The sequence below is a fragment of the Paenarthrobacter sp. AT5 genome, from assembly GCF_032764245.1.
GTDB lineage: Bacteria > Actinomycetota > Actinomycetes > Actinomycetales > Micrococcaceae > Arthrobacter > Arthrobacter ureafaciens.
Genome location: NZ_CP136441.1, coordinates 3,991,996 through 4,018,043, shown reverse-complemented (window position 1 = coordinate 4,018,043; position 26,048 = coordinate 3,991,996). Strand labels below are relative to the sequence as shown.

The 26,048-nt window shown below is 65.2% G+C and carries 28 protein-coding genes and 1 riboswitch; of the genes, 12 read left to right on the top strand and 16 right to left on the bottom strand.

Going from position 1 to position 26,048, the window contains the following annotated elements:
* Positions 1–52 precede the first annotated feature (52 nt).
* Both RI444_RS18665 and RI444_RS18660 read left to right on the top strand, forming a co-directional pair.
* Positions 53–550, top strand: a complete 498-nt coding sequence (locus RI444_RS18665; protein ID WP_021472833.1) for a sigma-70 family RNA polymerase sigma factor — start codon at positions 53–55, stop codon at positions 548–550.
* Entirely contained in the window at positions 547–1,209 is a 663-nt protein-coding gene (locus tag RI444_RS18660) for an anti-sigma factor family protein (RefSeq protein WP_179012930.1), read from the top strand. Before RI444_RS18665 ends, RI444_RS18660 begins: the two co-directional genes overlap by 4 nt.
* On the opposite strand, the gene RI444_RS18655 is transcribed toward RI444_RS18660, so the two are convergent.
* Genes RI444_RS18655 through trmB form a run of 3 tightly spaced genes read right to left on the bottom strand, consistent with a single transcriptional unit; the run spans position 1,192 to position 3,001 of the window.
* Positions 1,192–1,680 carry an SRPBCC family protein gene (locus RI444_RS18655; RefSeq protein WP_062098107.1) on the bottom strand — a complete coding sequence of 163 codons (489 nt, stop codon included), beginning with the start codon at positions 1,678–1,680 and terminating at the stop codon, positions 1,192–1,194. The two genes, RI444_RS18660 and RI444_RS18655, sit on opposite strands and share 18 nt — an antisense overlap.
* A 1-nt stretch (position 1,681) precedes the next feature.
* Positions 1,682–2,074 (bottom strand): hypothetical protein, encoded by a 393-nt coding sequence (locus RI444_RS18650; RefSeq protein WP_207605500.1) that lies wholly within the window; start codon positions 2,072–2,074, stop codon positions 1,682–1,684.
* A gap of 21 nt (positions 2,075–2,095) precedes the next feature.
* Positions 2,096–3,001: a tRNA (guanosine(46)-N7)-methyltransferase TrmB gene (trmB, locus tag RI444_RS18645; protein ID WP_062098106.1), complete on the bottom strand. Its 906-nt coding sequence runs from the start codon at positions 2,999–3,001 to the stop codon at positions 2,096–2,098.
* Positions 3,002–3,167: 166 nt separating this feature from the next.
* Here trmB and RI444_RS18640 point away from each other — a divergent pair, with 166 nt between their 5' ends.
* Entirely contained in the window at positions 3,168–4,403 is a 1,236-nt protein-coding gene (locus RI444_RS18640; protein ID WP_031216666.1) for an MFS transporter, read from the top strand.
* A gap of 71 nt (positions 4,404–4,474) precedes the next feature.
* Here the strand turns inward: RI444_RS18640 and RI444_RS18635 are convergent, their stop codons facing one another.
* Together RI444_RS18635 and RI444_RS18630 are read right to left on the bottom strand one after the other, a co-directional pair.
* Positions 4,475–5,767: an MFS transporter gene (locus RI444_RS18635; protein WP_021472827.1), complete on the bottom strand. Its 1,293-nt coding sequence runs from the start codon at positions 5,765–5,767 to the stop codon at positions 4,475–4,477.
* 15 nt (positions 5,768–5,782) lie between these two features.
* Positions 5,783–7,000 carry a M20 family metallopeptidase gene (locus tag RI444_RS18630; RefSeq protein WP_207605502.1) on the bottom strand — a complete coding sequence of 406 codons (1,218 nt, stop codon included), beginning with the start codon at positions 6,998–7,000 and terminating at the stop codon, positions 5,783–5,785.
* A 144-nt stretch (positions 7,001–7,144) separates the two neighbouring features.
* On the opposite strand from RI444_RS18630, the gene RI444_RS18625 reads away from it, so the two are divergent.
* Positions 7,145–8,182 (top strand): Lrp/AsnC family transcriptional regulator, encoded by a 1,038-nt coding sequence (locus tag RI444_RS18625; RefSeq protein ID WP_207605503.1) that lies wholly within the window; start codon positions 7,145–7,147, stop codon positions 8,180–8,182.
* On the opposite strand, the gene RI444_RS18620 is transcribed toward RI444_RS18625, so the two are convergent.
* Both RI444_RS18620 and soxR read right to left on the bottom strand, forming a co-directional pair.
* Entirely contained in the window at positions 8,179–8,907 is a 729-nt protein-coding gene (locus RI444_RS18620; protein WP_079941294.1) for an SAM-dependent methyltransferase, read from the bottom strand. The two genes, RI444_RS18625 and RI444_RS18620, sit on opposite strands and share 4 nt — an antisense overlap.
* 120 nt (positions 8,908–9,027) lie before the next feature.
* Complete coding sequence (gene soxR / locus RI444_RS18615; RefSeq protein WP_079941295.1) at positions 9,028–9,552, bottom strand: redox-sensitive transcriptional activator SoxR; 525 nt, start codon at positions 9,550–9,552, stop codon at positions 9,028–9,030.
* Here soxR and RI444_RS18610 point away from each other — a divergent pair.
* Both RI444_RS18610 and RI444_RS18605 read left to right on the top strand, forming a co-directional pair.
* Positions 9,551–10,993 (top strand): MFS transporter, encoded by a 1,443-nt coding sequence (locus RI444_RS18610; RefSeq protein WP_179012934.1) that lies wholly within the window; start codon positions 9,551–9,553, stop codon positions 10,991–10,993. The two genes, soxR and RI444_RS18610, sit on opposite strands and share 2 nt — an antisense overlap.
* 330 nt (positions 10,994–11,323) lie before the next feature.
* Positions 11,324–13,057: a DEAD/DEAH box helicase gene (locus tag RI444_RS18605; RefSeq protein WP_031216663.1), complete on the top strand. Its 1,734-nt coding sequence runs from the start codon at positions 11,324–11,326 to the stop codon at positions 13,055–13,057.
* Between the two features lie 102 nt (positions 13,058–13,159).
* Here RI444_RS18605 and RI444_RS18600 read toward each other — a convergent pair whose 3' ends face one another.
* From RI444_RS18600 to RI444_RS18585, 4 genes are all read right to left on the bottom strand, one after another.
* On the bottom strand, positions 13,160–13,810 hold the full coding sequence (locus RI444_RS18600) for an MBL fold metallo-hydrolase (RefSeq protein ID WP_021472819.1): 651 nt from the start codon (positions 13,808–13,810) through the stop codon (positions 13,160–13,162).
* 292 nt (positions 13,811–14,102) lie between these two features.
* Entirely contained in the window at positions 14,103–14,498 is a 396-nt protein-coding gene (locus RI444_RS18595) for a DMT family transporter (RefSeq protein WP_207605504.1), read from the bottom strand.
* Positions 14,499–14,500: 2 nt separating this feature from the next.
* Entirely contained in the window at positions 14,501–14,815 is a 315-nt protein-coding gene (locus RI444_RS18590; RefSeq protein WP_021472817.1) for a DMT family transporter, read from the bottom strand.
* A gap of 9 nt (positions 14,816–14,824) precedes the next feature.
* Positions 14,825–14,890, bottom strand: a riboswitch (guanidine-III (ykkC-III) riboswitch).
* A gap of 113 nt (positions 14,891–15,003) precedes the next feature.
* The gene (locus RI444_RS18585) at positions 15,004–15,612 is read right to left on the bottom strand and encodes a HutD family protein (RefSeq protein ID WP_021472816.1); all 609 of its coding nucleotides are present in this window, start codon (positions 15,610–15,612) and stop codon (positions 15,004–15,006) included.
* Between the two features lie 86 nt (positions 15,613–15,698).
* Between RI444_RS18585 and RI444_RS18580 the strand changes: the two genes are divergently transcribed.
* Positions 15,699–16,295: a phosphoribosylanthranilate isomerase gene (locus tag RI444_RS18580; protein WP_316963837.1), complete on the top strand. Its 597-nt coding sequence runs from the start codon at positions 15,699–15,701 to the stop codon at positions 16,293–16,295.
* 139 nt (positions 16,296–16,434) lie between these two features.
* Here the strand turns inward: RI444_RS18580 and RI444_RS18575 are convergent, their stop codons facing one another.
* Complete coding sequence (locus RI444_RS18575; RefSeq protein ID WP_207605505.1) at positions 16,435–16,887, bottom strand: SRPBCC domain-containing protein; 453 nt, start codon at positions 16,885–16,887, stop codon at positions 16,435–16,437.
* A 328-nt stretch (positions 16,888–17,215) separates the two neighbouring features.
* Between RI444_RS18575 and RI444_RS18570 the strand changes: the two genes are divergently transcribed.
* A complete protein-coding gene (locus RI444_RS18570; RefSeq protein WP_021472813.1) occupies positions 17,216–17,617 on the top strand; it encodes a YccF domain-containing protein in 402 nt (133 codons plus the stop codon).
* 20 nt (positions 17,618–17,637) lie between these two features.
* Here the strand turns inward: RI444_RS18570 and RI444_RS18565 are convergent, their stop codons facing one another.
* The 3 genes from RI444_RS18565 to RI444_RS18555 all read right to left on the bottom strand — a co-directional run bounded on the left by RI444_RS18565 (position 17,638) and on the right by RI444_RS18555 (position 21,747).
* Positions 17,638–19,365 carry a sialidase family protein gene (locus RI444_RS18565; protein WP_179012942.1) on the bottom strand — a complete coding sequence of 576 codons (1,728 nt, stop codon included), beginning with the start codon at positions 19,363–19,365 and terminating at the stop codon, positions 17,638–17,640.
* A gap of 10 nt (positions 19,366–19,375) precedes the next feature.
* Positions 19,376–20,260: a DUF4031 domain-containing protein gene (locus tag RI444_RS18560; RefSeq protein WP_207605506.1), complete on the bottom strand. Its 885-nt coding sequence runs from the start codon at positions 20,258–20,260 to the stop codon at positions 19,376–19,378.
* 152 nt (positions 20,261–20,412) lie between these two features.
* Entirely contained in the window at positions 20,413–21,747 is a 1,335-nt protein-coding gene (locus RI444_RS18555) for an FAD-binding oxidoreductase (protein WP_179012943.1), read from the bottom strand.
* 291 nt (positions 21,748–22,038) lie between these two features.
* Here RI444_RS18555 and RI444_RS18550 point away from each other — a divergent pair, with 291 nt between their 5' ends.
* The 4 genes from RI444_RS18550 to RI444_RS18535 are packed head-to-tail and all read left to right on the top strand — an operon-like array spanning position 22,039 to position 25,156.
* Positions 22,039–22,449 carry a molybdopterin-binding protein gene (locus RI444_RS18550; RefSeq protein WP_062098091.1) on the top strand — a complete coding sequence of 137 codons (411 nt, stop codon included), beginning with the start codon at positions 22,039–22,041 and terminating at the stop codon, positions 22,447–22,449.
* The gene (gene modA / locus RI444_RS18545) at positions 22,446–23,225 is read left to right on the top strand and encodes a molybdate ABC transporter substrate-binding protein (protein ID WP_207605507.1); all 780 of its coding nucleotides are present in this window, start codon (positions 22,446–22,448) and stop codon (positions 23,223–23,225) included. Before RI444_RS18550 ends, modA begins: the two co-directional genes overlap by 4 nt.
* Positions 23,226–23,252: 27 nt before the next feature.
* Complete coding sequence (locus RI444_RS18540) at positions 23,253–24,089, top strand: ABC transporter permease (RefSeq protein ID WP_207605861.1); 837 nt, start codon at positions 23,253–23,255, stop codon at positions 24,087–24,089.
* Positions 24,086–25,156 carry a sulfate/molybdate ABC transporter ATP-binding protein gene (locus tag RI444_RS18535; RefSeq protein ID WP_207605508.1) on the top strand — a complete coding sequence of 357 codons (1,071 nt, stop codon included), beginning with the start codon at positions 24,086–24,088 and terminating at the stop codon, positions 25,154–25,156. Before RI444_RS18540 ends, RI444_RS18535 begins: the two co-directional genes overlap by 4 nt.
* 3 nt (positions 25,157–25,159) lie before the next feature.
* On the opposite strand, the gene RI444_RS18530 is transcribed toward RI444_RS18535, so the two are convergent.
* Complete coding sequence (locus tag RI444_RS18530) at positions 25,160–25,777, bottom strand: pyridoxamine 5'-phosphate oxidase family protein (protein ID WP_207605509.1); 618 nt, start codon at positions 25,775–25,777, stop codon at positions 25,160–25,162.
* Positions 25,778–26,048 lie beyond the last annotated feature (271 nt).

Genomic DNA, 26,048 nt, shown 5'->3' with positions numbered 1-26,048 from the left:
AACCGTGTGCCGGGAAAAGGCGTCGTATGGGGTGGGATCGAAGGAGGTGGCTATGCCGTTGGACGAGGACGTGGTGGCAGCGATCTACCGCGACCACGGCACGGCCCTGAAGCGTTTTGTGCTCAGTTGCACCCCGGATGCGCACCTGGCTGACGACGTTGTGCAGGAAACCATCCTGAAAGTGTGGCAGCACGCCCCGCACATCACGGGAAGCCTGCGAAGCTACCTTTTCAGGACCGCGCGGAACGTGATCATCGACAACTACCGGAAGGCCCAGCGCAGGCCCGCGGAGGCAGAGGAGCACGAACTTCCGGACCACGTCGCCACCGAGCGCGTGGACGAGCTCTTGAACCGTGTGCTCATGGAGGAAGCGCTTTTGCGGCTCAGCCACGAACACCGTGAAGTTTTGGTGGCCCTGCACTACCAGCGGTACACGGTCACCGAGGCGGCGCTGCACCTGAACATCCCCGTGGGCACTGTTAAGTCCCGGGCTTTTTATGCAGTGAAAGCCCTCCGAACGATTCTTGACGAAATGGGGGTGGAAAAATGAACGCCGATTCCGTCCACCAGTTGCTGGGCGCCTACCTGCTGGGTGGCCTTGAGCCGGATGAGGCACGCGCGTTCGAGGACCACCTCGCCGCTTGCGCGGACTGCCGCGGCGAGCTGGAGGAGCTCGAAAGCCTTCCCGCGTTGCTCGACGCCGTCCCCGCCGCTGATGCAGTCGCCCTCACCGTTGCGGGCGGAAGCCAGCCGTTGGCGCCGTTGGAGACTGTCCCGCCGTCGCTCCTGGTTGATCTCTCCACCCGCAGGCGGAAATCACGACGGCGGTGGGCAGCCGTTGTTGGGGCTGTCGCCGCCGCGTGCCTGGCCTTGGGATTCCTGGCGGGTCCTTTGCTGAACCAGCCACCGAAACCCGACGCCACGTATTCCGTTCAGTCGGGCGATGGCCTGCAGCTGACGGTTGGCATGGTCAAGAAGACCTGGGGCACGGAGTTGGCTGTTGAGGGGCGGAGCATGCCGCTGGAAGGGACGCTCTATCTGTGGGTCAAGGGGCGCGACGGCGCTGAGGAACGCACGTGCGGGTGGACGGCGACGCCCAGCGGACGCATCAAGATCACCGGCGCCACCCCTGTTCAGCTGACCGGCATCGCGGGTGTTGAGCTCAGGGACGATTCGGACAAGACGGTGGCGTCAATCTCCGTGCCGTGATGCTGCTTGCAGTTCGGCCACGAGGGCGGGGTCCTCGCATGCCCTCGCGAAGGCCTCGATCCGACGCTCAATTTCGCGGCCCAACACCCATGTCCCGATTTTTTCGGCGATAGGCGCCAGCCAGCCGGGCCTGCAGGAGAACGTGTATTTCCACACCGCGCGGGTGCCCCCGGGCTCCGGAGTGAACCGCCACCCGCCTCCGAAGGTGCCGAAGAACCAGGGGCCGGCCACCATGGTCATTCCTACGTTTCGTGGGGGATTGTAGGAAACGTACTCCGTCACCATGGTCAGCTTCATCCGGGAGACGGTGCGGGTGCGGACCCCTTTGCCCGGCTTCGTGGCGCCGTCAACGAACGATTGTGCCGAGATGAACGGGTCCCATGTAAGCCTGAATGCGCCTGTGCTCTGGGAGAGGGCGAAGGTGGTCTCCGGATCCAGGCGGATGAACCGTTCTGCGCGTACCTGCGGCATATCAGCCCGCTTGTCCGGATCCCAGGACCAGGATCACCATGAAGGCCACTCCGAAGACGTTGACCGCCATGATGGAGAGCCCAACAATGCCCGTGATTCTCCCGGCGTTCATGCGGCCTGCCCGGAACACGGCAATCAGTCCGCAGACCACGGCCACAATCGCCAAGGCAACAGCCAACGCGGCGAAGGCCAAAGCTCCGATCCACCACGCATCGTTGCCCTCGTTGAAGCGGCTCATGGCAGAAGCCGCCGCAGCGATGCCCAGCGGAACACTGACCACGGCCGCCACCGGCGAGAGCACGGCAGCCACGATGCTGGTAATGCCGGCCCCCAACCCCCGCGTCCCCGGTCGGGGTGGCTGCTGGTCGTATTCGAGTGGTGGTTGGTAGCTCATGGTTCCCCCGGAGTCCGTGGACTAGATCTTGCGGTAGGTGAGGTCGAAGATCATGCGCCCGGCCTCGTGGGCTTTGTTCTCGAAGCTGGTGCGGATCCGGCCGTCGAACCGGGGAGCCCAGCCGCCGACCTCGTCCACGCCCTGGTTGGGGCCGGTGTGCTCGGTGCTGACGGGTGCGCGGCCCTCTTTGACGGGGGCGCCGCCAACAACGGATTCGACGCCGGATTGCCAGACTTGCGTCAACGGGCTCTCCTCGCCGCTGCGCTCGCCTTCGTGCATGTTCTCGAACTCCGTGGAACCTGCAAGGACTTCCCGAACGTGGATGGCGTAGTTGGACCAGTCGGTGGCAATCCGCCAGTAGCCACCCTTCTTGAGGGCCTTGGCCGCGACGGATGCGAAAGCCGGTTGGATGAGCCGGCGCTTGTGGTGCCGGGCCTTGTGCCAGGGATCCGGGAAGAATACCCAGAGTTCGCTGACTGAGCCCGCGGGCAGCATGGACTCCAGGACCTCGGGTGCGTTGGCTTCCACCACGCGCACGTTGGTCAGCCCGCGGCTGTTGATCTTGATGATGGTGTTGGCCAGGCCGGGGGTGTAGACCTCAACGGCAAGGAAGTCCTTGTCCGGGTTCTGCTCGGCAGCATGAACCACTGCATCGCCCAAGCCGGAGCCGATCTCCACGATCAGGGGAGCCTTGCGTCCAAACACGGCCTCGGCGTCAAAAACGTAGTCCGGGTGCACGGACGTGTTGGCCACATGACGGGGGACCTGCACAGCCCAGCGTTCGGCATGTTCTTCCCAGGCTGCCTGGCGGCGGCCCTGGAGGCGGGTACCTCGACGCACAAAGCTGACCGGACGGCCGCCGTATGTGCCAAAGGAAGCTTGGCTGCCGGGGGTGATGGGGCGTGGGGTATCTGGGGTCTCACTCATGTCCCTTCCAGAATACTTGGCCGTCCAAAACCGGGTCACAGTCGGTCCCACAGGGGCAGCAGTAAAGAGCCCTGACAGAATAGGACGTGTGACCTCCTCCCAGAAGCCTGCCTCCGCAGAGAGCCGAACCAAGAAGCGCACAGAGAAGTCCGAAGAGAAACGCCCCTTGCCCGAGATCGCCGTCGACGCTGAGATCGACGAAGACCCGGCCCCGGCTCCCACCCAGCTCAAAGGCAAGCGGGCGCTGGCTTATCTTGCGGTCTGCCTGATCCTCATCGGCCTCAACTTGAGGACCGTCTTCTCCAGCTTCTCCGCGGTGCTGCCGGAAGTAACGTCCGACGCCGGTCTGCCGGGTTGGTCTGTTGTGGTGCTGACTACTGTGCCGGTGACGTTGCTGGGTGTCTTCGCACCTACGGCACCCGTCCTGGCGAGAAGGTTTGGAGCAGAGAGGGTGTTGCTGGGTGCGATGGCCGTCCTCACCGCAGGGCTCCTGCTGAGGCCGGCCGAGCTCCCCGGCGCAGGCCACCTGCCCGCCTTGCTGGTGGGAACAGCGGCGTGCGGTGCAGCCATCGCGCTGTGCAACGTGCTGCTTCCGGGCGTGGTGAAGAGGGATTTCCCGCACCGTCTCGGCTTGATGGGCGGCCTGTACACCACGGCGATCTGTGCCTCGGCAGCACTCGGCGCGGGGTTCACGTATCCGGTCTTTACGGCAACCGGCCACTGGACATCGGCGCTGTGGTTCTGGGCGGTGCCGGCCGCCGTCGTACTTTTGCTCTTCCTGCCGCCGGCCATCAGGCAGCACCCCGTACGGCACCAGCACCTCAAGGGCGGGGTGAATGTGTGGCGATCCGCGGTGGCGTGGCAGGTGACGGCGTTCATGGTGCTGCAGGCGATGATGTCGTTCAGTGTGTTCGCGTGGCTGGCGCCGATCCTGCGTTCCCGCGGTGTGGACGGTGGCACGGCGGGCCTGATCGTCTCGGTGTCGATTGTGCTGCAGATGCTGGGGTCGTTGTTCGCCCCGGCGCTCGCTGCCCGGCTCAAGGACCAACGGGTCATCAACATGGTGGTGGCGCTCATGACGGGCGGCGGCTTCGCCCTGAGCATCTTTGGGCCCACTGAGTTGATCTGGGTGTGGACAGGGTTGCTCGGGCTCGGCCAAGGGTCACTGACTGCCGTGGCGCTGACCATGATCATGCTCCGTACCCGGGACGCCCACACGGCCGCGCACCTTTCCGGAATGATGCAGGGGGTGGGCTACGGGGTGGGTTCCACGGGGACGCTGATGGTTGGCCAACTCCACCAGGCAACGGGTGGCTTCGCCGCGGCGGGGGTCCTGTTCCTGGTGGTCGGCTTGCTGGCGGCGTTCTTCGGATTCAGGGCGGGCCGGAACCGCTTCGTCTAACCCAACTGAGTCGCAGCAGTGCGCGTTTTGAACGTTCAAAACGTGCTCTGCTGCGACCCAGTTGGGAGGGGTCAGGCGGTCAGGTCCTTGCCCTTGGTTTCGGGGATCAGGAAGGCGAACAGGATACCCACCAGCAGCAGGATCACGGCGTAAACGTTGAACAGGTACGCCTGGCCGATCGTTCCCAGCCACGTCTGCAGGTAAGGGGCGGTGCCGCCGAACACGGCTACGCAGATCGAGTAGGGAACGCCCACGCCGACGGTCCGGATGTGGGTCGGGAAGAGCTCCGCGTAGACGGCGGGGACGATCGCGGCGCTGCCGGCGATGAAGAACAGCATCACGGACATGGACACGGTCAGCTGCCACGGAGAATCCTTCAGCAGCCAGGTCATGGGGAAGTGGAACAGCGCGGCGCCGGCTGACGACATGATGAGGACGGGCTTCCGGCCGATCCGGTCAGACAGGCGACCCCAGAACGGCAAGGCTGCAATGAACACCACATTGGCGATCACGCCTGCCCACAACGCAGCACCGCGGTCCATCTTGAGGGCCGTCGCTGCGTAGCTCGGTGCCACGACACCCCAGATGTAGTACACCACCGTGAGGCCCACGGTGAGCCCGATGACCTGCAGGGCCTGCTTGCGGTACTTCACGATCTGCGGCCACATCGGGGCGCGCTTTTCCTTGGGGGACTCGGCCTCGAAAGCCTCGGTTTCCTTCATCTTGGCCCGCATGAACAAGGCATAAACGCCCAGGGCGCCACCGATGAGGAACGGGATACGCCAACCCCACGCGCTCATGTCTTCCTTGCTGAGCACAGCGGTCAGGACGGCGCCGAGCAACGTGCCTGCAAGGATCCCGGCCGTGCCGGAGGTGTAAATGAGGGTGGCCCAGAAGCCGCGCTTTTCCTTGGGCGCCATCTCCGAAAGGTACGTTTGCGACGACGGCAGCTCGCCACCGTGGGCCAGGCCCTGGATGAGGCGGGCCACCAGGAGCATCACGGATGCGAAGGCGCCGACGGACTCGAACGTGGGGGCCACGCCGATCAACATGCTGCCGATGGCGCCGAGGGCCACGGCAACAGTCATTGACGTTTTGCGTCCAATCCGGTCGCCTATCCAGCCGAACACGAACCCGCCGAACGGCCGGGCTACGAATCCGACGGCGAAGATCGCCAGCGTGGACAGCACGGCAGAGGTGGGGTCGGCCGCGCTGAACAACGCGCTCGCGATGAAGGGCGAGAACGTGGCGTAAATAGCCCAGTCGTACCATTCAACGGCGTTGCCGATGCCGGTACCCACAAGGGTGCGGACGTGCGACTTGTGGACCTTGATGTCGGCAGGGGTTCCAACAGTGGTTGTCATCTGGTTCTCCAGGAGTCAGTTGGCGGCGAGCGCGGCGATGCGGGACACGGCCAGTTCGGCGTAAAGCGCGGCACCGTCGGTGAGGACGCCGTCGTCGAACGTTGCGTAAGGGGAGTGGTTGAAGGGCGACGTCGAGGGGTCGGCGCCGGGGGCAACGGCACTGAGTCCCACGAAGGTTCCGGGGACCTCGGCCAGCACGCGGGAGAAGTCCTCGGAGCCGCTGAGCGGGGTGGCCATCCGGGTGAGGCGGGAGTCTCCGAACATGCCGGCAATGACTTTCTCGGCGGTGTTCGTTTCGTCCTCGTCGTTGATGGTGAGCGGGTACTCCTCCTGGTAGTCCACGTCCACCTCCAATCCGTGTGCTGCGGCGATGCCTTTGAGCAACCGGGGAACTGCTTCCATCATCTTCTGCCTGGACGCTTCGGAGAAGGTCCGGATGGTGGCTTCGATGCGTGCGGTTTCCGGGATGACGTTCCGTTTGGTCCCTGCGTGCAACACCCCGACGGTGAGGACCACGGGATCGAACATGTTGAACTGGCGGGTGACCATGACCTGCAGGGCCGTGACCATTTCCGCCGCGGCAGTGACGGGGTCCTTGGCGGAATGCGGGGCCGACCCGTGGCCGCCCGCGCCGAGGACCGTGACCATCAGCCCGTCGGAGGAACTGAGCATCACGCCGTCCTTCGTGACGAACTGCCCGTGCGGCTCCAGCGAGGAGAACACGTGCATTCCGTAGGCGGTGTCCGCCCGGCGCCCGGCAGCGTCGAGGACGCCTTCGTTGATCATGTAGCTGGCACCGTCGAATCCTTCTTCGCCCGGCTGGAACATGAGGACCACGTCTCCAGCGATTTGGTGGCGGCGTTCGGCCAGGAGGGTTGCGGCTCCGGCGAGCATGGAGGTGTGGAGGTCGTGGCCGCAGGCGTGCATGGCTCCGTCCACCCGGGAGGTATAGTCCACGCCGGTTGTTTCCTGGACTGGCAATCCATCCATGTCGGCGCGCAGGAGCACCACCGGCTTCCGGGCCGAAGCGTGGGCCGCACCGCCCCGCAGGACTGCGGTGACCGACGTCGTGTCCTTGCCCAGCGTGATCTCGTACGGAAGTCCGTCCAGCGCTTGGAGTACTTTTTCCTGGGTGCGGGGGAGATGCAGTCCGATCTCCGGTTCGCGGTGCAGTTCGTGCCGGAGCCGGACGATGTCTTCGCGGAGTTCCTGGGCGTCGGCGGCGATGGTCATGCGGGGTCTCCTGTGGTTTGTTCGGCTTGCGCTTCTCTTAGATCATTCTGCGGTGATGCACCTCACAAGGCCCGAAAGATCAGGAAATATGCATGGCATGTGTGAAAGGTGCAGGATTCATGCAAGCGGGAGAGAATTGGGGACATGGAACTCAGTGAGGAAGACCTGCGCCTCATCAACGCCCTGCAGATTTCACCCAGGATCAGCTGGTCCGACGCCGGCGACGTCCTGGGCGTCCATGCCACCACCTTGGCCGCCCGTTGGGACCGGCTCAAAGCCCAAGGTGCTGCGTGGACGACCGCCCACTTGATGGGTGACCCCAAGAACATGTGCCTGGCGATGGTGGACGTCGATTGCGACATGGATCTTCGGCCCGACGTCACCGCGGCCCTCGCCCGGTTGCCCGAGGTGATCACCGTGGAGGAGGCGGCCAGCAACCGGGACCTCACCCTGACCGTCATCACGCAGGACCTGGATCACTTCAGTACCGGTTTGCTGCCCCGGCTCAAGGAAGTCCGGGGCCTCACCAAGTACCACACGTCCCTGTGCACCAGGATCCATACAAGTGGCTACGCCTGGCGGCTTAACGTCCTCACCAAGGCTGAACAGCAGGCATTGCGCGCAATGGCCGGTCCCGAGTCGGCTAACCCGCCCGCACCGGACGCCATTGTTGTGCCGCTGCCCGAAAGCCACCTGGCACTCATCCCCTTCCTGGCCCGCGACGGCCGTGCCACAGCCGCGGAAATTGCCCGGGCCCTGGGCCGCCACCCGGCCACTGTCCAGCGCCAACTCACCCGCGTGCTCGGCAGCCGCATGCTCTCCTTCCGCTGCGAGATCGCACAGAAATTCTCCGGCTACCCCGTGACCGTGCAGTGGTTCGCCAACGTCCCGGCCGGCCAGCACGAAGCCGCGGCCACGGAGCTGCGGGCCATCCGGAACGTGCGGCTCCTGGCCTCAACCACGGGGCGGACCAACTTCACCATGATCATGTGGCTGCGCACCCTGGCCGAGGTGATGGAGATGGAACTTGCCATCCAGCAGCGCATCCCGGGGATCGAATTGGAGGAGAGCGTCGTCATGCTGAACACCGCCAAGCGGGTGGGCTGGATGCTCAACCCGGACTCCACGTGCACCGGAACCGTGGTGCCACCCTTCGGCGAGCTGCTCCCGGCGAGCGCTTAGGGCTTCCTCGTAGCCCGAAGGACGGTATCCATGATGGTGGCAGGGTTGCCATCCGGGTCTTCGATGGTCCGCTCGCGGCTGGTGAGAACCCCAATCGACCACGGCCCGTGTTCCAAGCCCAGTTCCTCCGCGAGTTCTTCGGGTGTGTAGAACATGTCCGTCTCGTGGTGCCGGCTCCATGGCGCCAGCCCGTGCGGGTGGTGCCCGACCACCAGCAGCGTTCCTCCCGGAGCTACTGCGGCGGCAGCCTTCGACGCCGAGTCCCGCCAGGGCAGTAGGGGAGAGTGCAGGAACTGGGCTGAGACAAGGTCGAAGACAGGCTCGGGTGTCCACTCCGCGAGGTCCTGTTGCTGCCAGTTGACGCTCTCTTGAAGTCCGGCTTCCCTGGCATGCCCGGCTGCACGTTCAAGCGCGACAGCCGATACATCCATCGCGGTGACCTTCCATCCGTGCTTCGCGAGCCAGATGGCATCCGCACCCTCGCCGCAGCCGAGGTCCAGCGCAGTTCCCGGCTCCATGCCCGTGATCTCTGCGACCAGTTGGGGATTCGGGTTCCCGCTCCAAATCTTCGGGCGTTCCCGGTACATCCCGTCCCACATGTCCACGGCGTTGTCCGCATCCTCGTGGAGGTCCAGGCGGCCCTGTTGGTCGCCGCCTTGGCGAGCCCCGCCGTCGTGATGATGCGCGTGCTGGCGGGTTCCGCCGTCGTGAGTGTGTTCAGTCATGATTCAAGCGTGCCGTCCGCCGCAGACCCGACGCAACACCTGTTGCTGTTCCAGCAAACCCCGCCCAACTAACTGGCAGCAGCGGTTGTTTTGAGGGCTCAGAACAACCCCTAATGCCAGTCAGATGGGTGCATTCCACCGCTGGGCGCCCGCCCCGGATGCCCCGAGTTCGTCCGACGGGTTCTGCAACGTGCACGATTTCAGGCTCAGGCAACCACAACCGATGCATCCGTCCAGATCGTTCCTGAGGTGCTGCAGGGCGGCGATGCGCTCGTCGAGTTCCTGCCGCCAGCGCAACGAGAGCCTGGTCCAGTCGCGCTTGGTGGGTGTACGGCTGTTGGGCAGGGATTCCAATGCCTCGCGGATGTCCCTCAACGGCAGCCCCACCCGCTGGGACGTCTTGATGAACGCCACGCGGCGCAGCGTCTCGCGGGCGTAACGCCGCTGGTTGCCTGGCGTGCGTTCGGCGCTGATGAGGCCGTTGCGTTCGTAGAAATGAAGGGCCGACGGCGACACTCCACTCCGCTCGGAAAGCTCGCCGATGGTCAGGGGCCTGTGTCCGGATACCTTCGACATGACTGAACCTCCACGTGCCCGGCGGGGCGTTGACCTCAACAATAGTTGAGGTTCTAGGGTAGCGTGCATGACCCCTGACACCTCAACGGCCGGTATCCTGCGCCGTCCATACCTCCTGGCCACCGTGGGCACCTGCGCGTTGGTGTTCCTGAGCGCCTTTGAGTCCCTCGCCGTCACCACCGTGATGCCGGTGGTCAGCCGGGACCTGAACGGAGCCGGCCTGTATGCACTGGCCTTCGCCGGTCCGCTGGCTACAGGCGTGATGGGCATGGTGGGTGCCGGGAACTGGTCCGACCGGAGAGGCCCGAAGGCTCCTCTCTACGCATCGGTGGCGATGTTCGTGGTGGGACTCCTCATCGCAGGAACTGCCGGCACCATGGAAATGCTGGTGCTCGGCCGTCTGGTCCAGGGCCTTGGTGGCGGGGCAGTGACTGTGGCGCTGTACGTCTTGGTCGCGCGGATCTACCCACCCGTCCTGCACCCCAAGATCTTCGCGGCCTTCGCCGCTTCCTGGGTGATTCCGTCCCTGATCGGTCCTTTCGCGGCGGGGGTGGTGGCGGAGCTGAGCAGTTGGCACTGGGTCTTCCTGGGAGTTGTTGGGCTGGTCATTCCGGCCTTGGCCATGGTTGTTCCTGCGATGCGGGGCCTGGCTTCAGGAAGCGGGTCCGGGGCCCCATCGGGCGTGGATGCACCGACCGTCCCATGGGCTTTCGGGCGCATGGCGTGGGCTGCGCTCGCGGCCGTGGCCGTTCTTGGACTGAACCTGTCCGGCGGGGTGCCGGGCGTCGGCGCGGTGATTGCCGCCGTCGCACTTGTCACGGCGCTCGTGGCTGTCCGTCCGCTGGTCCCGCGGGGAACCCTCACAGCGCACCGGGGGTTGCCGAGCGTCATCCTGTCCCGTGGGCTGGCGTCGGCTGCCTTCTTCGGTGCCGAGGTGTACCTGCCCTACATGCTGACGGAGCGCTATGACTTCAGCCCGACCTTTGCGGGCCTGACCCTGACCGGATCAGCGCTGGCGTGGGCCGGGGCGTCCGCTGTGCAAGGACGGCTCGGGTCCCGGCTGGCTGATGCCTTGGCTGTACAGATTGGCGCCATCCTGGTGTTGGGGGCCATCGTTTTGGCGCTTGTCACGTCCGCGCTGGCGCTGCCGGCGGCCATAGCAATTGTTGGCTGGCTCTTCGCGGGCTTCGGCATGGGCCTGATGTACCCGCGGCTCAGCGTCATGACCCTGGCGCTGTCCTCGCCGGATAACCAAGGCTTCAACAGTGCCGCCATGTCCATCTCCGACTCCCTGGGCGGTGCGCTGGCCCTCGCCGCAACGGGCCTCGTCTTTGCCGCCTTCACGAACGTCGGGCCCTTTGCGGCGGTCTTTGCACTGACGGCGGTCATCGGCGTCGTCGGTGTTGTGGTGGCACCGCGCGTCGCGGCCCGGCCGGGTGGTTCCGCCGCACCCAACGCCCGCGGAGCCCGCGACGGCCAAGCCGACTTCTCGCTCACCCAGCCCAAGTAGGTCGCATTTGTGCGCGTTTTCGGGGCTCAGAACGCGCGGTGCTGCGACCCAGTTGGGGGCCCGATGCAAGGAGAAACGTCCACCGCTGCTAGAATGGGATCACTTGATGTGCGGTGACGCCCTGAAGCAGGTGGCCTGACAGGCTGCGCGGCGGGGCATTTTTCATGTGAGAGGCACATCCTGCGTCGATGAACGCGTTCCATTTGGTCCCGGCCAGCGCTCCTGCAGCGAACCGGTAGACCACCTGACTTTTCCTCGGCGAACCCCTGGCCCAACCGGCGTCGGGGGCCGATGTCCGCCACAGGACGCCGCCCGAAAGACATGAAGTACATGACTACTTTTGCTGCCCTTGGCACGCCCAAGGCAATTGTCGAATCCCTCGCTGCAACCGGCATCGAAGAGGCATTCCCCATCCAGGTCAAGACCCTGCCGGACACGCTGGCCGGTCGCGACGTCCTGGGCCGCGGCCGCACCGGCTCCGGCAAGACCATCGCATTCGCCATCCCGCTCGTTGCCCGACTGGCCGGGCGCGAGGCAGGCTACTTCCGCAAGCCGGGCCGTCCCATGGGCCTTGTCCTTGCGCCGACCCGCGAGCTCGCAACCCAGATCAACGCCACCGTCGAGCCGATGGCCAAGGCCATGGGCCTGAACACCACCGTGATCTACGGCGGCATCTCCCAGGCGCGCCAGGAGAAGGCGCTGCGTGCCGGCGTCGATATTGTCATCGCCTGCCCGGGCCGCCTCGAGGACCTGATCCGCCAGCGGATCCTCACGCTTGAAGCGGTTGAGGTCACCGTCCTGGACGAGGCAGACCACATGGCCGACCTCGGATTCCTCCCCGTGGTCAAGAAGCTCATGGACATGACCCCCAAGCAGGGTCAGCGCCTCCTCTTCTCGGCGACGCTGGACAACGGTGTTGACAAGCTGGTCAACCGTTACCTGTCCAACCCGCTGACGCACTCCGTAGACGATCCCCAGGCCGCGGTCACCACCATGGAACACCACGTCCTGGTGGTCAACGACCAGACCGTCAAGAAGCAGCTCATTGTGGAACTGGCGTCCGGCGCAGGCCGCCGCGTCCTCTTCATGCGGACCAAGCACCATGCCCGCAAGCTGGCCAAGACCCTCACGGACGCCGGCATTCCCGCGGTGGACCTGCACGGAAACCTGTCGCAGAACGCCCGTGACCGGAACCTCGCCGAGTTCTCCAGCGGTGAGGTGCGCGTCCTCGTGGCCACCGACGTCGCCGCCCGCGGTGTGCACGTGGACGACGTCGAACTGGTCATCCACGTGGATCCGCCCACAGAGCACAAGGCCTACCTGCACCGTTCCGGCCGTACGGCCCGCGCGGGTTCGGACGGTACCGTCGTTACGCTGACGCTCCCCGAGCAGCAGCAGGACGTCAAGAAGCTCATGCGGGCTGCCGGCGTCGACGTCTCGTTTGAGCGCGTCACCGCCAACTCTCCGCTGGTGGCTGAGCTCGTGGGGGATGTAGCGGACAAGGTTGACCCCCGCACCCGCGCTGCACTCCTGGCAGCCAAGCTCCCGCAGCAGGGCGGCGGGACGTCCAACGGCGCCAATGCCCAGCGCAAGCGCGCACGGCGTTCCGGCCAGGCTACGCCCACTGCAGGCGGTCGCGGCGGGCGCGGCGGACGCGGCAAGGTTTCGGCCGAGCCGGTTCGCACGGACCTCAGCCGTGCGGAGCGTCGGGCAGCAATGAACGACGACGTCGCCCGCGGCTCACGCGGTCGCGGCAAGGCAGGTGCCTCGCACCGTAACGACGTTCCCGGCTCGCAGGGTCAAAGCGGCCGCAGTGGTCGCCCCGCAACCGGCCAGCGTGCATCCGGCGGACAGCGGTCGGCCTCGGCTCCGCGAACCGCTTCTGCCACCACGACGCGCAGCAGCGGAAACAAGGCCGTGTGGTCCTCGAACACCGGCGGCACCTCGGGTGGATCCTTCGGCGCGGGTAATTCCGGCCGTGGGGGTTCCGGCTCAGGTCGACCGGCGCGCAGCGGTCCCCGCCGTGCGTCTGCCCCGGCGTCTAACGAGCGCCGCGGCCGCTAAGATCCCTCACGCTGTGAGGCCCGCTCTGCGCTCTATTCCGTGGGTTTAGGGCGCAAAGCAGGCCCCGCAAGTCTGGCCCGCGAGGTTACCAGCCCTGCGAGGTTACCAGCCCCGGGCGCGCCACTCCTCTAAGTGGGGGCGCTCGGCGCCGAGCGTGGTAGGCAAGCCATGTCCGGGATGCACTACGGTGTCATCCGGGTACGCATCGAAGAGCCGTTCCGTGACGTCATTCAACAGTGACGTGAAGCGTGCGGGATCGTTCTGGGTGTTGCCCACGCCGCCCGGAAACAGCGAGTCTCCACTGAAAATGTGGGCCGGTCCGTCCGGGTCCTGGTACACGAAAGCGATCGAGCCAGGGGTGTGTCCCCGAAGGTGGATTGCACGGACCTCGAAGTCGTCAAACTGCTCAACGTCGCCGTGGCTAAGCCGCACATCCACGGGAACAGGCAACGCGTCGGCGTCGTCCGTTCCTGCGGAAGTGGTAGCACCGTTGGCTGCCACCAGCTCCGCCAAGGCACGCACGTGGTCCCAGTGTTGGTGGGTGGTTGCGATCCTCAGCAGCTTGGTGGGCTTAGGCGTATCCGCGGCGGAGTCGGCCAGGAGTTGCTGGATGGCCGGGAAGTCGTCGGCAGCATCGATCAACAACTGCGCACCTGTTGCCTTGGACGTCAGCAGGTACACGTTGTTGTTCATCTCGCTCACGGAGATGCTGCGAATAGTGACGTCGCGGGTTGAGTGAATTAGCGAATCCATCTGCTCAGCCTACGTCGTTGGGTTTGCGGCCTTGGTGACGCGGCTGCCTGTTCCCCTGGTCTTGCCCTTGGGTTTGCCCTTGGTTTAGCCCTCCCGACAGCTCCGCCATGACCTCCACGGTTTCCACAATCGGAACGCGGAGGTCATGGCGGTGCTTGCGGGGTTTCGGCTTGCGGGGCGCTACCTGTGGGCTTCAACTTCCCCGATTCGACGACTCGCTGCGTATTAGACGGTAGGACACGTCTAACGTGCAGCGGGTCGTCGAATTCGGCGAAGAGTGCTGCGGGTCGGACTACTCGGCGCTGGTGGCGGCCATGTCAGCCGGCTGGTCGGCGGGGAGGGCCTTCAGGCCCGCTGCACAGCCCACGATCCCCGCGATGAAGAGCAGCTTCAACGGACTCGCCGGCTCCACACCCGTGACCATGGCCCAGCCAACGGTCAGTGCTGCACCGATGCCCACCCACACCGCGTAGGCCGTGCCCAGCGGAATGCGCTTCACGGCGATACCCAGGCCGAGCATGCTCAAGGTTGCGGTGACCGCGAATACCAGCGTTGGAATGAGTTCCGTGAAGCCATTGGAGAGCCCCAGGGCTGTTGCCCACACGGCTTCCAGGACGGCGGAGGCGAGGAGGACCAGCCATGACACTCCGATCCTTGCCTTGCGTTTGGCGGTGGTGGGGGTACCCATGGCTACGCCACCACCTTCAAGCCGACCACGCACAAACCGATGCCGGCGAGCAACAGGAGACGGGCCGGCGTCGGGCGTTCGACTTTGGTGACCATGGCGTAAGCCGAGGTCAGCACAACGCCCACGCCAACCCACACAGCGTAGGCCGTGCCCGTGGGAATTGACTGCATGGCAATGGCCAGGCCGCCGGTACTCGCGATCACGGAGACCAGGAAAACGATGCTGGGGACAGGCTTTCGGAAGCCCTTGGAACGGTGGAGTGCGGCGGCCCAAACGGCCTCGAGCGCACCGGACAGAATAAGAATCAGCCACGACATGACATTTCCTTTGGCCAGTCTTGTCGCGCACCGGGTACTGAACCGTCGTCCGGAGGTTCCAGAGCGGAACCTTGATTTAAGGCTAGCAAGTCCCGCGGAGGGTGGCCACTTCCGGTGGCCAAGCTCACCAGTTCGGCGCTGGCAGCCTGGCGGGGCTGCTCCCCGGGCCGGCTGCTCCCGCGCGGGGATCAGGCCCGGTCGATGGAAACGACCGCCACGAATCCGCGGCCCGAGATCTCGGGGCTCGCGACGTCGGAACCCACCACGGCGTCGTACCTGGCCAGTTCAACGGGTTCGCCGGGGCTGGCCGGCGGGGCGTCGGCGTCGGGGGTTTCCGCAACGCCCTGCGTCACGGTCGCCTTGCCTTCAAGAAGGATGGCGAGCTGGCCCTCGAACACCGGGTGCGGGCGCTTCTTGGAAATCTCGACGATTGACGTGTACCCCTTGAACGCCCCCGTCCGGGCTATGACGTTGAGGTCGCGGATGTCGCCGGTAGGCAAGGTTGCCGATGACGCCGCGTCCCCTGAGAACCGGAACGGGCGGTACTTCTCCAGCGGATGTTCGGCGCCGTCCACTGTCAGGAGGAGGAGTTCGCCGTCGATCAGGGTGATGACGCGTTCCATGCCGGGGAAAGCGGAAAAGTCCCCGGCTTTGGAAACGTCCGCGATGCTGACCCGCCAGTCCCACGAACCGTCCTGGGCTGAGGCCGCTTTGGGGTGGCTGGCGAGTTCGCGGGTGATCCCGCCGCCGTTGCGCCACGGCTCGGGATGGGTGTCGGCAAAGCGGATGATTTCCATCAGTCCAGCCTAGTAGTTCGGCGTTGCACTGCAGCGCTTGCTAACGTCATAAGAGTTGGTTTGCACGCAACGTCTGGAGGCACGGCATGTTCGTCAAAGTGTGTGGTTTAAGCACGCCCGAATCCGTGCAAGAGGCCGTCGACTCCGGTGCGGACGCCGTTGGCTTCGTGCTGACCGCCAGTCCCCGCGAGGTCACGCCCGAGCAGGTCCACGTGCTGCTTCCGCTGGTTCCGGAGGGCGTGCATGCGGTCGGCGTCTTCCGCCACGAAACCGCAGCCGACGCCGTGGCCATCGCCCGTAAAGCCGGTCTCACCTGGGTTCAGCTGCACGGTCACCGGACTGCCGACGACGTCAAAACAGTGCACGACGCCGGCATGCGGCTCATCAGGGCAGCCACCATGGGTGCCTCTGTGGAAGAGTTCGGTGATCTGGGCGAGGACCTGTTCTTGATCGATGCCGCCGCTCCGGGCTCGGGCGAGGCTTGGGATTACGAGTCCGTACAGGAGAAAGGCCTCGACGACCGGAAATGGTTGCTCGCCGGAGGGCTCGAACCGGGCAACGTGGCGTTCGCCGCAACGGCTGCCGGTGCTTGGGGCGTTGATGTTTCCTCGGGCGTAGAGGCGTCCCGTGGGGTGAAGGACCTGGCGAAGATCCGCGCGTTCGTGGAAGCCGCCAAAGCCTAAGGTTCCCCTCCCCGGCGTTCCTCTGTCACGTCCCGTGGGGTTTTTGGTGTTCCTCTGTCACGTCCCGTCGGGTTTTTGGTGTTCCTCTGTCACGTCCCGTCGGGTTTCCGCGGATGTTTTCCCAACGCACGTCCGCTGGCTAGGCGAGCACCGCATCCAGCTTGTCGAATGACGTGCCCCAGCCGTCCTTCGTCATCTCCACCCACTCCTCCGACGCGAACGGTCCCTGCGTCAGGTGCATCCGGGTGCGGCTGCCGCCCAGGTCTTCGAACTCAAGATGCATTTCTTCGTACTCGTGGTCCGAGTCCGGGGCGGCTTTAGCCTTCGCGACCAGAAGGCCCGGAGCATCCAAATCGGTGATGACGGCCTCGATGGGCGCTTCCTGCCGGCCGTTCTCATCCGTCCAGACCATGACAACCTGCCATATTCCACCAACCTTGGGCTCCACGACGATTTTTTCGCGAGGGGCATCTACGTCCACTGGGCCGAACCACTTAGTGAGTTGGTCCGGCTCCATCCAAGCCCCGAATACTCGCTCGCGAGGGGCGTGAAAGTCTCGGGTCAGGGTCAAAGTGTGCTGTGCCGTGCTCATGGGACTCCCTTGGTGAGTAGATCGACTGATGGCCAAAGACGCTGTTGTCTGACCGAGTCTAGGCTTACGACCGGCAAAAACCGACGGCGTGCTGATGAACTGCCCCGGAAGAGTGGCAGAGGGATGGCGGAAGTGGGGTGGGATGTGGCAGAGGGATGGCGGAAGGGGGGTGGGATGTGGCAGAGGGATGGCGGAAGGGGGGTGGGATGTGGCAGAGGGATGGCGGAAGTGGGGTGGGATGTGAGAGAGGGTTGCAGGGCGGAAGTCAGGGACGATTCAGGGCATACCCCGGGTTATTTTGTCGGCCGTTCAATGGAGAATGGACCCTATGAAAACGCTGCTCAACATCATTTGGCTGGTCTTCGGTGGCTTTTGGTTGGCTTTGGGCTACTTCGCGGCAGGACTCATCTGCTGCGTGCTCATTGTGACTATCCCTTGGGGCATCGCGTCGTTCCGCATTGGCTTCTACTGCCTGTGGCCCTTCGGCCAGATGGTGGTGGAGAAGCCAGGTGGAAGCGGCGTCTTCGCCCTCCTTGGCAATGTGATCTGGCTGCTGGTGGCCGGCATCTGGATCGCGATCGGTCACGTCGTGACTGCCGTTGCCATGGCCATCACCATCGTCGGCATCCCGCTGGCCATCGCCAACCTCAAGCTGATCCCGGTATCGCTCATGCCACTGGGTAAGCAGATCGTTCCGACCGACAGGCCGTTCGTCAGCACCTACCGCTGAGGGTTACCCAGCGCAATGGGTTAGGAGCCGGAGACCTCTCCGGTCCGCACATCGAACCGGAACTGCCGCTCCACACGGAACTTCCCGCCGTCGGCCTCCGCTACGAAGGTGAGTTCCACCGTGCCCGAGCACAGGTCGGATTCCGTCACTGTGTAGCTCGGGGTGAAGTACAGCGAATGCTCACCGGGCAGCAGGTCGACGGCGGGAAACTCCTGCCAGTGCGGCCCATGAAGCACGACGCCGGAAAGCGGTTGGGTGCCGGCGTTCCGGATGCGCCCGGTGAAAGCCAGGATGTCACCTGCCTTGTAGCCGGGAATGATGGGGCCGTAGTTCAGGTCCTGTGCTTCGCGGGTGCCCAGGATTTGATCCCCGTCCGCGTAGCCTTGGCCGATTTCCTTCCACGTCTGGACGTCCCACTCGCCGTCGCTGTTGGAGGGGATCACGTGGAATTCCCCGGCGTTCTGCCATACTTCGGGCCGTCCCGGGGTGATCGAGCGCAGTTCCATGTCGAAGGACAATGGGCCGGCTTCCCCACGGTGCACGGGTGCCTCCGGAAGGCGGGGGGAGGCCAACTGGCGGGTGAGTTGTTCCGCCGGCACCGAGGCAAAGACGATCTCGCGATACCCTTGCCGTTCATACAGCACGCCGATATTCCCGTCCGGCAACCGCGTCGCCGTGGAGTAGGCAGAACTGCCCGCGCACAGCATGAGCTTCGCAGGCCACGTGGCACCGTTGTCCGGGGAGAGGCTCAACACTGTGTTGCGGCGCAGGTGCGGATCCTGGTTATTGGTGGCAATCAGCCAGCTGCCCGAAGCCGAACCGGACGCCGGGCCCGAAGCCGAACTGGACGCCGAACCGTCGCCAGAGCCCGTCTTCGGGTCCGCGAGTGCGTCAACAATCGGCGCCCCGTCGAAACGTGCCAGGGAGCCGTTGTCACTGGGGTCCGGCAGTTCGGGAACGGGCAGCAGTGAACTCCAGGTCTGGCCGCCGTCGTTGGAGATGGCAGCCAGCCGCGACGGAGTGGCCCTTGAGTGCAGCAGCAGCCGGCCATCGGACAGGCACACTACCTTGTTTTCATTGGGCCCAACTCCGGCCGGGCCGGGCCCGATCAGCCCGCCCAGCGTCCACGTCCCGCCGTGATCGTCGCTGTAGGCGGAGGCGGCCCTGATTTCGCCGTTTATCAGCAGTACGTATTGCTGGACCAGACGTCCCGCATACGGGCCTGTGTGGACTTGAATTCCTTGGCCGGCTGAGGCGAAGAGCCCGGTGGTTCCAGCGTGAACGGGCTTGAGCATCGCGGTGAGCCGCCTGTGCTGCCAGGTGCCGCCGTCGTCGTCGGAGAAGCTGACATCCGCGTGCTGGATGTCGTCCTCGGGTTCCAAGCCGGACGACGCTTCGAAGAAGCCGGCGTGCGTTCCTGCCGCGTGGAACATGAAGATCCGGCCGGTTTCTGCGTCCACCAACAGGCTCGGGTCACCGTAACCGTCCAAGCCCGAACCGGTGCGGACCACGTGTTGCCCGGTCCACGAAGCGCCGTTGTCGAAGCTGCGGCGGAGCAGGAGGTCGATGGTGTTGGGGAGGTCGTCGAGGTTTGGCCTGCCGTCGTAGGCGGCGAGGATGGTGCCCCGCGTGCTGACGGCGAGGGCAGGAATCCGGTATTGACGGTACCCGCCTACGCCTCGAACGGCGAGCACATGCTCCACAGTGGGCCGTGCTTGCGGGATTGACGGAGGGAGGTAGGAGGTCACACCTCCTAGTTTAGGCCCAAACCAGCGCCGACAACTCGGCCGCGAGGTTGCGGCGGGCTGCCTCCAGCCATAACGCCTTCGCGCGGTCTCCGTGGAACAGCGGGTCCAAGGCCAGCAGGTGGCGCACGACGGCGGCCCGCCCCGTCGCGAAGTCGTCGTCACTGATGTGGGCGTAGTCTTCGCGGACGGCCGCGACGTACTTGGCATAGGACTGTTCGTCGCCGCCGAGGACGGAGAGGTCCGCATCGCACAACAGTGCTCCGGCATGATCGCCGGGTTCCGGATTGTGCTTGTCCGTGAGCCGCACAAGACGGGCTACTTCCGCGACGTCCTCCGGGGAAAGTCCGGCCTCGGTCAAGCGGTCCTCAGCCAGTTGCGCGGAGGCCTCCTCGTCCTGTCCGGCGACTCCTTCGTAAACAGCATCGTGAAACCACGCCGCCAAGGACACTGTCCTGGCAGGGAGCGCCGGCTCGGTGAGGACGTCCAGGGCCTCAAGGACAGCCAGCAGGTGGGTGCGGCCGTGGTATTTCCGGGTGTCCTCGCCCCAGCGTTCCAGCAACTCGAGGCCCAGCTCCTCGTGGCCGGGGTAGATGGTGTTCCAGTGCTTCATCAAGGGAACTGTGAGGGCCTTGTTCCGGTCCCGGGCGGGAATCCTGAGTCCGCTGGCAAGGAGTTTCCGGACCAGGACACGTGCCTCCACCGGAATGGCTCCCGCTTTGACGAGGTCGTCGTAGAGGCGCTCGGGTACGTCGTAGTGGTCGCCGTCGAAAGCCCGTTCGGGAACCCCCGCTGCCGAAGCGAACGCATGCAGCTCATCCAGGGACTTATCGGAGATCAAGTGGGAGAAGACGGTCCCGCGCGCGGGCCACAGGGGCGGATCGACGTATACGGCCATGGGCACAGTGTAGTCCCGGTTCAGCCTTGGCAAAGGCGGCGCGATCCTTCCCAGTTGCCGGTCGTCAGGGCGTGTCTACCGCCGAACCACCGCCCCGGAATCGCGGGCTTCGCTGCCCGTGGTATTCACGGCAACCGGGAAGGAGCCTGGGGTCAGCGCTCGGCCGGCAGGATGTTCTGGTTGCCCCTGAAGACGTTGTCGGGATCGAATTGGGCTTTGACCTTGGAGAGCCGCCTGTAGTTCTGCTCCCCGTAGGCCGCCATGATCCGGTCCTGCCCTTCGTCGCCGATGAAGTTGAGCCACACGCCGCCGGTGGTATGCGGGGCAATGTCTTGCCGGAACTGCTTCACCCAATCCTTCGCTTCCTGCCATCCTTCCCGCGTCTCGGCCAAGCCAAAGGGGTGGCTCACCCACGCTGCGCTGCGATGCTGCAAGGGCGTGTTGGCCGCAGCAGGTCCGCCCACCGCGCCACCCCAACGCCCCACCAGCTGCTGCGAATTGGGCCCGGGGAGCCGTTGTGCCGAGTCCACCAGGATGTCCAGGGCTTCGTCGCTGAGGTGATCGTGATAGTCGGCGCTCCAGTAGTTGTAGTGGTCCGGCGGATCATCGATCATGCACTGGAAATCCGCGTAGTTCATGGCGTCAATAAGGTCCACGGACGGGCCCAGCTCCTTGAATGGCCTTGCGTGCTCTTCGCCCTCCTCGGCGTTCCCCGCGTACAGGTAAGCAATGCCAACGGCCAGCTTGCCCACCATGTCCGGGGGTACAAAATCCTCGGACGGGGCTGTCAGGTAGACCAGGGCTGTGCCCACCTCATCGGGTGCGCTGAGTGCCAGGTCCCGGTAGGCGCGGGAGATCTCCGGTGCGGCTTCCCCGGGGAAGAGGGCCAGCCCGGCCGTCACCGTGGGACCAAGGTCGTGGAGTTGGAACGTGAAGGAAGTTGCCACGCCGAAGTTTCCGCCGCCGCCGTGCAACGCCCAGAACAGCTCGGGGTTTTCCGTGGCGCTCGCGGTCACCAGGTCCCCGGAGGCGGTTACCAAATCCACGGAGAGCAGATTGTCGCAGGAGAACCCGTAGGACCGTTCCAGCCAACCCGAACCTCCGCCCAACGTGAAGCCGGAGACGCCCGTGGTGGACGCCCTGCCACCGGTTACCGCCAGCCCGTGTTGCTGGGTGGCGCGATCGAATTCGCCCCATGTGACACCGCCGCCGACCTTGGCCGTCTTCGCTTCCGGGTCCACGTGGATGGATTTCATGGGCCGGACGTCAACTACCAGGCCGTCGTCGTTCGTGGACATGCCGGCCACTGAATGCCCGCCCGACCTGACGGCGACATCCAGATTGTGTGTCCTGGCGTGGTGGAGGGCTTCGGCCACCTCGCCGGGAGAGGAGCAACGGGCAATGACAGCCGGCCGTCGGTCGATCATTGCGTTGAAGAGTTTTCGGGTTTCGTCATAGTCCGGATCTTCCGGACGAATCCATTCCATGTGGACGCTCCTTCGCGCCTAAGACTCTCTCCCTAGAACAGGGTACGGCGGCGCATCGTGGCGGGCCATGGGTAATGCTTACGGAAGTACGACGGCGGTGCGCACCTCCTGCCACCGGGCGCACCCGGTGTTGTGGGTGCGTCGTGCGGGAAAGGACGCGGCGTGAGCCCAAAAGGGTGCGTGCAGCGGAAACGGGTGCGCCCAGGCAGCCCGGCACCAACGCCGGGTCACATGACGTAGTGCGGCACTCCGAGCCGCAGAGAACCGCAAATGCGACGATATACTTCCCATATGCCGCAAATACGGATCTCCGAAGCAGCCCGTTTCCTGGGAGTCAGCGATGACACCGTCCGGCGTTGGACGGAAAACGGGACCCTCACGGCGCAGAAGGATCCCTCGGGCAGGCTCGCTGTTGACGGGTTGGAGCTCGCCAAACTGGCAAGGGACCAATCACACCTTCAAGACGATCCTTCACGTGCAGGGAGCTCGGCCCGCAACCGCTTTGTGGGCCTGGTCACCGGAATCACCACGGACAAGGTCATGGCCCAAGTGGAGCTGCAGTGCGGCCCGTTCCGCGTGGTGTCCCTCATGAGCAGTGAAGCCGTCCGGGAGCTGGGACTCGAGCTCGGCTCCGTCGCCACCGCAGTGGTGAAAGCGACCACCGTGATCATCGAAGCACCTCAGGGAAAGAGCATCATATGAGCCCCCGCAGTCTCCTCAGCGCGTTGCTCGGTGCGGGGGTCCTTGCCGTGGCAGTGACAGGCTGTGCCCCGGCAAGTCCAGCCGGATCGGGGGAGGGGCCCTCTGGAACAGTCACCGTCTTTGCTGCGGCGTCCCTCAAATCAACCTTCACCCAGCTGGCCCGCGACTTCGAGGCCAAGAACCCTGGAACCAAAGTCAGCCTGAACTTCGCCGGTTCCTCGGACCTCGCCACGCAAATATCCCAGGGGGCACCCGCGGACGTTTTCGCATCGGCGGACACCCGGAACATGACCAGGCTTGCCGATGCCAACCTCCTGGACAAAGCACCCAGGAACTTCGCAACCAACGTCCTGGAGATCGTGGTTCCGCCGTCCAATCCGGCAAACATCAGTTCGTTCCCGGACTTGGGTAAACCGGGCGTCAAAGTTGTGGTCTGTGCACCACAGGTCCCTTGCGGCGCCGCCACGCAGGTGGTGGAGAAGGCTGCAGACACCGCTCTGACCCCGGTCAGCGAGGAGTCCTCGGTCACCGATGTCCTGGGCAAAGTCATCAGCCAGGAAGCGGATGCCGGACTGGTCTATGTCACGGACGTCAAAACAGCCGGGAGCAAGGTCAAGGGGATCCCGTTCCCGGAGTCGGCACAGGACTTAACCACGTATCCCATTGCCACAGTAGGTTCGGCCAGGAACAAGGAACTCGCTGAGGCATTCATGGACCTGGTGACCGGTAGCGAAGGCCGGAAGGTACTGAACGATGCCGGCTTCGGCACCCCGTAAGAACGCACCATGGCGCTGAAGACACCCATGAAACGACGCGGCGGACAAGGCTACACCGGCGTCCCTGCCTGGGTCTATGCCCTCGCAGTGGTTGGAGCGGCCTTCATTTTGCTGCCGCTCCTGGCGATTGTGGCCAAGGTGAATTGGGCGCAGTTCTTCCCGCTCATCACGTCGGAATCGTCGTTGACGGCGCTGGGGCTGAGCCTGCGGACGTCGGCGGCAAGCACTGTTCTTTGCGTGCTGCTCGGGGTGCCGTTGGCCCTGGTCCTGGCGCGGAGTCCGTTTCCCGGTCAGCGTCTCCTGCGCGCGTTCGTCCTGTTGCCGCTGGTGCTGCCGCCCGTCGTCGGGGGTATCGCCTTGCTTTACACCTTCGGCAGGCAGGGGTTGCTCGGGAAGTCGTTGGAGCTGGCTGGTGTCCAGATCGCTTTCTCCACCACCGCCGTCGTGCTTGCCCAGACGTTTGTTGCGCTTCCGTTCCTGGTGGTGAGCCTGGAAGGCGCCCTTCGCACGGCCGGGAGTAAGTACGAGGCGGTCGCGGCAACCCTTGGAGCCGGTCCGGGAACCGTCCTTCGGCGGGTGACCGTGCCGCTGGTGCTGCCGGGCCTGGCCTCGGGAGCGGTCTTGTCCTTCGCACGCAGCCTCGGTGAATTCGGCGCCACCCTCACGTTCGCCGGAAGCCTGCAAGGAGTCACCCGTACCCTGCCCCTTGAGATCTACCTCCAGCGTGAAACCGACGCCGACGCCGCCGTCGCCCTGTCCCTGGTGCTGGTTGCCGTGGCCATCGCCGTGGTCGGGCTGAGCTACGGAGGCCGCAGGGCCGGAATCCACACCGGAAACCGTACCGAATCAGGGGCCACGAAATGACCTTTGAGCTGTCCGCACGCCTCGCAGCCCGCAACTTCGACATGTCCCTCACCCTTGCCGAGGGCCAGACCGTCGCCGTCCTGGGCCCCAACGGCGCAGGCAAATCCACCTTGCTGAACGTCACGGCAGGCCTGGTTCGCCCGGACTCCGGCACGGCACGGATAGGCGGCAGGCCGCTCTTCACGCTCGACGGCGGCACCCACCAGTGGAGCGCCCCCCACCATCGCGGCATAGCCCTTCTGGCACAGGAGGCGTTGCTCTTTCCCCACCTGAGCGTCCTGGACAACGTAGCCTTCGGCCCGCGAAGCACGGGGAGTTCCCAACGCAAGGCACGCGAAACGGCCCGGCACTGGCTGTCCGAAGTGGACGCGCTCGAGCTCCAGGGCCGGAAGCCGGCGCAGCTCTCAGGAGGCCAGGCCCAAAGGGCGGCGGTTGCCAGGGCGCTTGCCGCCGAGCCCGAGCTGCTGCTCCTGGATGAACCGATGGCCGCCCTGGATATCCACGCAGCTCCCATGCTGCGGCGCGTACTGAAACGCGTCCTGGAGGGCCGCAAAGCCATCATCGTCACCCACGATGTCCTTGACGCCTACATGCTCGCCGACAGGGTGATCGTCGTCGAGGGCGGCCGCATTGCCGAGGAAGGCCCCACGCGCCAGGTCCTTGAACGCCCCCGCAGCCATTTCGCCGCAGGACTCGCCGGGCTCAATATCGTCACCGGGTCCATCACCGAGGAAGGAATCACGACGCCGGATGGTCGGCTTTTCGCAGGACAACACGATCCCGAGTGGTCACCCGGGCCCGGCCAGGCAGGCGTGGCGGCCTTTCCGCCGTCGGCCGTTTCCGTCTTCCTGGGCGATGTGCATGGAAGCCCCCGCAACTCTTTCCCGGTGACCATCACCGACTTGGAGCGGCACGGCGGCCAGGTCCGTGTGCATGCACGGGGCGGGGAAGCGGGCACCCTCTCCGCAGACGTCACCCCGGCGGCATCGGCCGATCTGGGGTTGGCTCCGGGGATGGAGGTCCGGTTCGTGGTGAAGTCGGCCCTGGTGTCCATCTACCCGGCCTGACACCTAGTCCTTGTACATGCGCTCCGCGTAGGAGGGGCCGTAGTAGGACTCCAAGTCTTCGAGGGGCGTATCGGGCTGGACGTAGGCCTTGGAGAGCATGGCCATACTCGGCAGGCCCTCGGAACCCCAAGAGTCCGGCTCCCACAGCCCGCTCCGCATGAACGCCTTGCCGCAATGGGTGAAAACCTCCTCTACGGAGACCACAATGGCGACGCGGGGCCGGTGTCCCTTGACCACCATCCGGTCGAAGAAGTCGCCATCGCTGACCAGCTGCGCCTGACCGTTGATGCGGAGGGTGTCCGTCCGGCCCGGGACGATGGAAAGGACTCCCACGTTCGGGTTCTCCAGGATGTTGCGGAATCCGAAGGCGAGCTTGTTGCCCGGCCGCTCAGGGATGGCGATGGTGCGCTTGTCCAGGACCTCGATGAAGCCCGCGGGATCGCCCTTCGGTGAGGCATCGACGCGACCCCGGGCGTCCGCCGTCGAGATGACGCAGAAGGGGCTGGCCGCGAGCCATTGCCGGTCGAATTCGCTGAGCTCGCTGCGGACTTTCCGTCGGACCCGATCCAGGGGTTGACCGATCAGTTGTTCCAGTTCGTCTGCGCCGCCGATGGGTTTCATGGACTCAGCCTAGTTTCCCCGGTGCCCGCGTGGGGCTGGCGCACCCTGCTGCGGTCGATTGGGGGACGCACCCTTTTCCTCCATTCGCGCCCGTTGGTACGTGTGCGCCGTGCGCGAACGGGTGCGGGGCTTCGCAGGAACGGATGCGCCGGGCGGGTACGGGCGCGGGAGTGGACCGACTTGGTCCACGTCCAACCGGGTAGAACGGCTCTGGACAGTAGTTTCGCCGTGGGCAAACATGGAACACAGTGGACCAAATCCAAAGTTGAGC

Excerpts from the sequence above, each read along its gene's own strand:
- RI444_RS18665 (WP_021472833.1), top strand. The coding sequence starts at position 53 with ATGCCGTTGGACGAGGACGTGGTGGCAGCGATCTACCGCGACCACGGC.
- RI444_RS18660 (WP_179012930.1), top strand. The coding sequence starts at position 547 with ATGAACGCCGATTCCGTCCACCAGTTGCTGGGCGCCTACCTGCTGGGT.
- RI444_RS18655 (WP_062098107.1), bottom strand. The coding sequence starts at position 1,680 with ATGCCGCAGGTACGCGCAGAACGGTTCATCCGCCTGGATCCGGAGACC.
- RI444_RS18650 (WP_207605500.1), bottom strand. The coding sequence starts at position 2,074 with ATGAGCTACCAACCACCACTCGAATACGACCAGCAGCCACCCCGACCG.
- trmB (WP_062098106.1), bottom strand. The coding sequence starts at position 3,001 with ATGAGTGAGACCCCAGATACCCCACGCCCCATCACCCCCGGCAGCCAA.
- RI444_RS18635 (WP_021472827.1), bottom strand. The coding sequence starts at position 5,767 with ATGACAACCACTGTTGGAACCCCTGCCGACATCAAGGTCCACAAGTCG.
- RI444_RS18630 (WP_207605502.1), bottom strand. The coding sequence starts at position 7,000 with ATGACCATCGCCGCCGACGCCCAGGAACTCCGCGAAGACATCGTCCGG.
- RI444_RS18625 (WP_207605503.1), top strand. The coding sequence starts at position 7,145 with ATGGAACTCAGTGAGGAAGACCTGCGCCTCATCAACGCCCTGCAGATT.
- RI444_RS18620 (WP_079941294.1), bottom strand. The coding sequence starts at position 8,907 with ATGACTGAACACACTCACGACGGCGGAACCCGCCAGCACGCGCATCAT.
- RI444_RS18610 (WP_179012934.1), top strand. The coding sequence starts at position 9,551 with ATGACCCCTGACACCTCAACGGCCGGTATCCTGCGCCGTCCATACCTC.
- soxR (WP_079941295.1), bottom strand. The coding sequence starts at position 9,552 with ATGCACGCTACCCTAGAACCTCAACTATTGTTGAGGTCAACGCCCCGC.
- RI444_RS18605 (WP_031216663.1), top strand. The coding sequence starts at position 11,324 with ATGACTACTTTTGCTGCCCTTGGCACGCCCAAGGCAATTGTCGAATCC.
- RI444_RS18600 (WP_021472819.1), bottom strand. The coding sequence starts at position 13,810 with ATGGATTCGCTAATTCACTCAACCCGCGACGTCACTATTCGCAGCATC.
- RI444_RS18595 (WP_207605504.1), bottom strand. The coding sequence starts at position 14,498 with ATGGGTACCCCCACCACCGCCAAACGCAAGGCAAGGATCGGAGTGTCA.
- RI444_RS18590 (WP_021472817.1), bottom strand. The coding sequence starts at position 14,815 with ATGTCGTGGCTGATTCTTATTCTGTCCGGTGCGCTCGAGGCCGTTTGG.
- RI444_RS18585 (WP_021472816.1), bottom strand. The coding sequence starts at position 15,612 with ATGGAAATCATCCGCTTTGCCGACACCCATCCCGAGCCGTGGCGCAAC.
- RI444_RS18580 (WP_316963837.1), top strand. The coding sequence starts at position 15,699 with ATGTTCGTCAAAGTGTGTGGTTTAAGCACGCCCGAATCCGTGCAAGAG.
- RI444_RS18575 (WP_207605505.1), bottom strand. The coding sequence starts at position 16,887 with ATGAGCACGGCACAGCACACTTTGACCCTGACCCGAGACTTTCACGCC.
- RI444_RS18570 (WP_021472813.1), top strand. The coding sequence starts at position 17,216 with ATGAAAACGCTGCTCAACATCATTTGGCTGGTCTTCGGTGGCTTTTGG.
- RI444_RS18560 (WP_207605506.1), bottom strand. The coding sequence starts at position 20,260 with ATGGCCGTATACGTCGATCCGCCCCTGTGGCCCGCGCGCGGGACCGTC.
- RI444_RS18555 (WP_179012943.1), bottom strand. The coding sequence starts at position 21,747 with ATGGAATGGATTCGTCCGGAAGATCCGGACTATGACGAAACCCGAAAA.
- RI444_RS18550 (WP_062098091.1), top strand. The coding sequence starts at position 22,039 with ATGCCGCAAATACGGATCTCCGAAGCAGCCCGTTTCCTGGGAGTCAGC.
- modA (WP_207605507.1), top strand. The coding sequence starts at position 22,446 with ATGAGCCCCCGCAGTCTCCTCAGCGCGTTGCTCGGTGCGGGGGTCCTT.
- RI444_RS18540 (WP_207605861.1), top strand. The coding sequence starts at position 23,253 with ATGAAACGACGCGGCGGACAAGGCTACACCGGCGTCCCTGCCTGGGTC.
- RI444_RS18535 (WP_207605508.1), top strand. The coding sequence starts at position 24,086 with ATGACCTTTGAGCTGTCCGCACGCCTCGCAGCCCGCAACTTCGACATG.
- RI444_RS18530 (WP_207605509.1), bottom strand. The coding sequence starts at position 25,777 with ATGAAACCCATCGGCGGCGCAGACGAACTGGAACAACTGATCGGTCAA.